This is a genomic window from Streptomyces plumbidurans (assembly GCF_019857225.1).
Lineage (GTDB): Bacteria > Actinomycetota > Actinomycetes > Streptomycetales > Streptomycetaceae > Streptomyces > Streptomyces plumbidurans.
In genome coordinates, this window is sequence record NZ_JAFJSY010000036.1 from 1 (window position 1) to 4,574 (window position 4,574).

The following is a 4,574-nucleotide window of genomic DNA, read 5'->3' on the forward strand; positions in this document are numbered from 1 at the left end:
GAACGACGACGCCCGCGCCGCATTCGTTCAATCACTTTCGCCCTGGCCGCCTCGTGGTCCTCTCCGCGGCGGCGGCCGCTACCGTGCTGCGCATCGGGTTCCCGCACCACATGGTCGTAGTACGACACACAGACCCGCTGCACCAGCGAGAATCAACCGAGGACGCCCGGCCCGCGTAGGACCGGGTCCAACGCTCGCCCCGCAATCGGCCAACTGACGTGGAGCCGCTCATGAACACCGCACGGGACCTCGCGATCGTCGCCCTGGACGCGGCGCCCGACCGCCCGGTGGAGCAGGGCGACCTCTCGCTCACGCTCGCCGCCGCCGAGATCTTCGACCTCATCGAGGCCAAGGCGCTGGTGCTGGACGGCGACCGCATCCTGCCCAACGCCCAGGCCCCCACCGGCGATCGCCTGCTCGACGAGGCTGCCGCGGCGCTCTCCCGGGAGCAGCCGTACGAGTCCGTCGAGGACTGGCTGTGGCGCCGGGGCCGCGGGCTGGCCTCGGCCTATGTGGACGACTTGGAGCGGGTGGGCCTGACGACCCGGCAGCGGGGCCGCCGACTGCCGCTGAAGACCTGGCGCACCGAACTGGTCGACTCGCCGGCCCGGCGCCGCGCCCAGGAACGCTGGGCGGAGCACGAACCCGTCCTCGCGGCCCTCGCCGCCACCGCCGGAGTCCGCGACGAACCCGCCGAGCAGGAGTTCGACGACGACGCCGTCACGACCGTACTGGCCGTCGCGGGCGACGCGGTGATGGAACTGGAGGCGGTCCGCCAGCGCAAGCAGATCGAGGACGCGGCGTTCGACAACGTGTGGCGGGGCTACTAGGGCAATGTGCCGGCGGGGCTGCCTGGTCAGGCGGCCGTAGCGCCCAGCAGTGCGCGGCAGTTCTGCCACAGCGGGGTCAGGTGAGGTTGCCGAACAGGCAGCCGGAGACGGTGCCGCAGCCCTGCTGGGCGGTGTGCTGTGCGGCCTCGGTCTGCTCGAACAGCTGCCGCAGCCGGTCCAGGGGGGCCGCGTCCCCGTCCAGCACCCGGGTCCAGTCGCGCTCCTGGGCCGCCCAGTGCTCGTCCACGACGGCGAGCGCGAGAGACTCCTTGGACTCGAAGAAGTGGTAGAAGCTGCCCTTGGGCACCCCGGCCACCGTGCAGATCTCGGCCACGCCCAGCGCGGAGTAGGCACGCGCCTCGATCAGCGAACGGGCGGCGGCGAGGATCTTCTCCTTCGCGTCACTGGTACGTCCCACGCCACCAGCGTAGGTATAGACCGGTCGGCCAGCAGCGTTGCGGCAGTCTCACAGCACCGGCAGCCCGTCCGCCTCGCGGCGCTCCAGCCGGGCGACCAGTTCCGCCGCCGACGCCTTGATGGTCTCCAGACCGGGCCTGCCCCAGGGCCGCGGCTCCACATCGACGACACACACGGTGCCGAGCACCATGCCGGTGCTGTCGATCAGCGGCGCGCCCAGATAGGAGCGGATGCCGAACTCGTCGACGACCGGATTGCCCGCGAACCGCGGATAGTCGCAGACGTCCTCCAGGACCAGGGCCTTGCGCCGGACCACCACATGCGGACAGAAGCCGTGGTCGCGGGCGAGCTCACGGCCGAGTACGGGCGTGGTCCCGTCCGGCTTCACGAACGGGGGCTGTACGTCGGACAGATGCAGGCCCGCGAAGAACTGCCGGTTCTCGTCGATGAAGTTGACCATGGCGTAGGGCGCCCGGGTGACTTCGGCGAGGCGGTCCGCGTACTCGTCCAGGGCCGGGTCGGCGTGTTCGCCCAGGCCCAGTCTGCTCAGCCGCCGGGCGCGGGCGGGGGCCTCCTTGTCCTCGGGGGTGAGCAGCAGCCGACCGGCCGGACGCGACGGGTCGTACCTCATGGGCGGGCTCCGTCACTGTGGACGCAAGGCATATACGGGCTCCGTGGCGGTGTGCGGGGATCACATGTGGGCGCCGTGGCTCGGCGCATGCGCGGGGGCGTACTCGATGAGGTGCCGGACGAGGGTGAGCAGGGTCTGGACGCCGGAGCTGGAGATCCGGGCGTCGCAGCGCACCACCGGGATCTCCGGGGGCAGGTCTATGGCGGCCCGGACCTCCTCGGGGTCGTAGCGGTACGAGCCGTCGAACTCGTTGATAGCGACGATGAAGCCGAGGCCGCGCTGCTCGAAGAAGTCGACGGCCGCGAAGCACTCCTCCAGGCGGCGCGTGTCGGCGAGGATGACCGCTCCGAGGGCGCCCTCGGAGAGCTCGTCCCACATGAACCAGAACCGCTCCTGCCCGGGCGTGCCGAACAGATACAGCACATGTTCCGGGTCGAGTGTGATCCGGCCGAAGTCCATGGCGACGGTCGTCTCGACCTTGTTCTCGATCCCGTCGAGGCTGTCGGTCGCGGCGCTGACCGTGGTGAGCAACTCTTCCGTGCTGAGCGGCGCGATCTCGCTGACCGCACCCACGAAGGTCGTCTTGCCTACTCCGAACCCTCCCGCGACCAGGATCTTCAGTGCGGTGGGGAAGGGGTCAGAGCTGTCGTCGTAGTCCATCGAGCACTGCCTCCAGAAGGGCCCGGTCAGTCGGGTTGTGGTGGAACTCGGGGGGCTTGGTGGTGAGCGCCCCGCAGTCGACGAGGTCCGACAGCAGCACCTTGGTGACCACCGCCGGCAGCTTCAGATGAGCGGCCACCTCGGCGATCGAGACGGGCGCGCGGCACAGGTCGAGCACCTGCGCGTGCTCCGGACCGAGATAGCCGAGGGGGGTGGCCCCGGTGGCCATCACATGCGACAGGAGGTCGAGGGCGATGGTGGGCCTGGTGCGGCCGTTGCTGACCGTGAAGGGGCGCACCAGCCGACCGGCCGCGTCGTCGAGCCAGGGCCCGTCGCCGACCGTCGCCACGCTCAAGGCCTCATCGCCGGGGGTTCGACGGCGTGCTGACGGGGCGCGGTGACCAGGTAGGGGCGCACGCTCTTGACGAGCATGGCCATCTCGTAGCCGAGCACCGCCGCGTCGGCCTCGCGGCCCGCCAGCACCGCGAGACAGGTGCCGGAGCCCGCGGTGGTCACGAACAGCAGGGTCGAGTCGAGTTCGACGACGACCTGGCGGACCTCCCCGCCGTCGCCGAACCGGACCCCGGCGCTGCGGCCGAGGGAGTACAGGCCGGAGGCCAGCGCGGCCATGTGGTCGGCGCTGTCCGCATCGAGGCCGTGGACCGACTTCACGAGCCCGTCGCAGGAGAGGAGTACCGCACTGGTGGTGTGCGGTACGCGCTGCACGAGGCCGCTCATCAGCCAGTCGAGATCGGATACATGGCCGGTCGGCGCTTCGCTCGCCATGGTGGATCGACTCCTTGGGGTACGCAGGTCTGCGGGAGCGGTCGGGGTGGGACGGGAGGGGGTCATCCGGCCGGCGCGCTCCCGTCGTGCCGGGTGGGGTGGTCGACGCCACGCGCGGACGCGGGGCGCGCCTCGGCTATGTGGGCCGGGTCCATGGGGGTTACGTCCACGGGTGTCCCGTTTACGGGTGTCCCGTTTACGGGGTGATGTACGGGGTGCGGCATGGTCGTGGCACCGGCGTCCATGTGGTGGGCGTCCGTGTGGCGAGCGTCCGTGAGCTGGGCGTCCGTGTGGCGTGCGTCGAGCGGTGAGGCCGGGAACGTGGGCGTGGGCGTGGACTCGGTGCGGGTCGGGTCCAGGGGCGGGTGCAGTTCGATGCGCGTCGGCCGCTCGCCGGGCTGGGGCTCCATGTGCGCCGACCCCGTCGTGGGGTCCTGCGGGGTGTGGGCCGCCCCCGTGTGCTCGGGCTCCATGTTCTGCTGGGCCTCGGCCAGGCCGATGCCTCGCTGGAAGGCGGCCATCAGTCCCGGGTCGTGTCCGGCGACGTGTTCGGAGTCCTGGCGCGGCGCCGGGCCGTCCCGCAGCTGGGGCGCGATGTGCTCCTGGGCGCGGCGGCGCGGCAGTTGGGGCTTGCCCATGGTGCCGCGGACCGTTCCGGTGCGGGGCGCGGACGGGGTGGCGGTGTGCTCCGCCACGCGGGCGCGTTCGTCGGGCCGGATGCCGGGCAGCGCCTCGGCCGGGTTGAACCGTCCGCCGTGGGAACCACGCACGGGCAGCGGCGCGGGAGGGCCGCTGCCCGCCGGGCTGCCGCCCACCGGACCGCCACTCCCGGGACTGCCGTCCAACGGACCAGCGCTCACCGGACTGCGGCTCGACGGACCGCCACCCAACGGATCGCCGTCCAGCGGGCCGCGGCCCAAGGGGCCGCCGCTCATGGGGCTCGGACTGAATGGATCGCCGTCCAACGGGCCACCACCCAAAGAGCTGCCGTTCAACGGACTCGGACTCAACGGATCGCCGCCCGGCAGGCCGCCGTTCGGTCCCCCGTCCGCCGAAGCACCGCCCATCGAACTGCCGCCCGGCAGGCCGCCGTTCAATCCTCCGTCCGCCGAAGCACCGCCCATCGGACTGCCGCCCGGCGGACCGCCGTTCAATCCTCCGGCCGCGGGCCGCGCGCCCTTCTGCGGCTGGGCCCCTCGCGGCGTCCGCGGCACGGGCACGATGCGCCGGGCGCCCGTCTCGGGCCCGGG

The 4,574-nt window shown here is 72.1% G+C and carries 6 protein-coding genes and 2 pseudogenes; 2 read left to right on the plus strand and 6 right to left on the minus strand.

What is annotated here, in order from left to right:
• Positions 1–230: 230 nt before the first annotated feature.
• Positions 231–830 carry a GOLPH3/VPS74 family protein gene (locus JYK17_RS23215; RefSeq protein WP_108012100.1) on the plus strand — a complete coding sequence of 200 codons (600 nt, stop codon included), beginning with the start codon at positions 231–233 and terminating at the stop codon, positions 828–830.
• A gap of 79 nt (positions 831–909) precedes the next feature.
• On the opposite strand, the pseudogene JYK17_RS23220 reads toward JYK17_RS23215, so the two are convergent.
• The 6 genes and pseudogenes from JYK17_RS23220 to JYK17_RS41230 form a co-directional block, all read right to left on the minus strand.
• Positions 910–1,248, minus strand: a pseudogene (locus JYK17_RS23220) (TetR/AcrR family transcriptional regulator); the annotation flags it as partial.
• 48 nt (positions 1,249–1,296) lie between these two features.
• Entirely contained in the window at positions 1,297–1,878 is a 582-nt protein-coding gene (locus JYK17_RS23225) for a GAF domain-containing protein (protein ID WP_108012098.1), read from the minus strand.
• A gap of 60 nt (positions 1,879–1,938) precedes the next feature.
• On the minus strand, positions 1,939–2,538 hold the full coding sequence (locus JYK17_RS23230; protein ID WP_108012097.1) for a GTP-binding protein: 600 nt from the start codon (positions 2,536–2,538) through the stop codon (positions 1,939–1,941).
• A complete protein-coding gene (locus tag JYK17_RS23235; protein ID WP_128801340.1) occupies positions 2,516–2,887 on the minus strand; it encodes a DUF742 domain-containing protein in 372 nt (123 codons plus the stop codon). Before JYK17_RS23235 ends, JYK17_RS23230 begins: the two co-directional genes overlap by 23 nt.
• A 2-nt stretch (positions 2,888–2,889) precedes the next feature.
• Positions 2,890–3,324 carry a roadblock/LC7 domain-containing protein gene (locus JYK17_RS23240; protein ID WP_108012096.1) on the minus strand — a complete coding sequence of 145 codons (435 nt, stop codon included), beginning with the start codon at positions 3,322–3,324 and terminating at the stop codon, positions 2,890–2,892.
• Between the two features lie 62 nt (positions 3,325–3,386).
• Positions 3,387–4,139 carry a hypothetical protein gene (locus tag JYK17_RS41230; protein WP_372465247.1) on the minus strand — a complete coding sequence of 251 codons (753 nt, stop codon included), beginning with the start codon at positions 4,137–4,139 and terminating at the stop codon, positions 3,387–3,389.
• A gap of 118 nt (positions 4,140–4,257) precedes the next feature.
• Here JYK17_RS41230 and JYK17_RS41235 point away from each other — a divergent pair.
• Positions 4,258–4,574 (plus strand): annotated as a pseudogene (locus JYK17_RS41235) (hypothetical protein); the annotation flags it as partial.

Bases quoted from the DNA above. Each gene is read 5' to 3' on its own strand.
- JYK17_RS23215 (WP_108012100.1), top strand. From the start codon at position 231: ATGAACACCGCACGGGACCTCGCGATCGTCGCCCTGGACGCGGCGCCC.
- JYK17_RS23225 (WP_108012098.1), bottom strand. From the start codon at position 1,878: ATGAGGTACGACCCGTCGCGTCCGGCCGGTCGGCTGCTGCTCACCCCC.
- JYK17_RS23230 (WP_108012097.1), bottom strand. From the start codon at position 2,538: ATGGACTACGACGACAGCTCTGACCCCTTCCCCACCGCACTGAAGATC.
- JYK17_RS23240 (WP_108012096.1), bottom strand. From the start codon at position 3,324: ATGGCGAGCGAAGCGCCGACCGGCCATGTATCCGATCTCGACTGGCTG.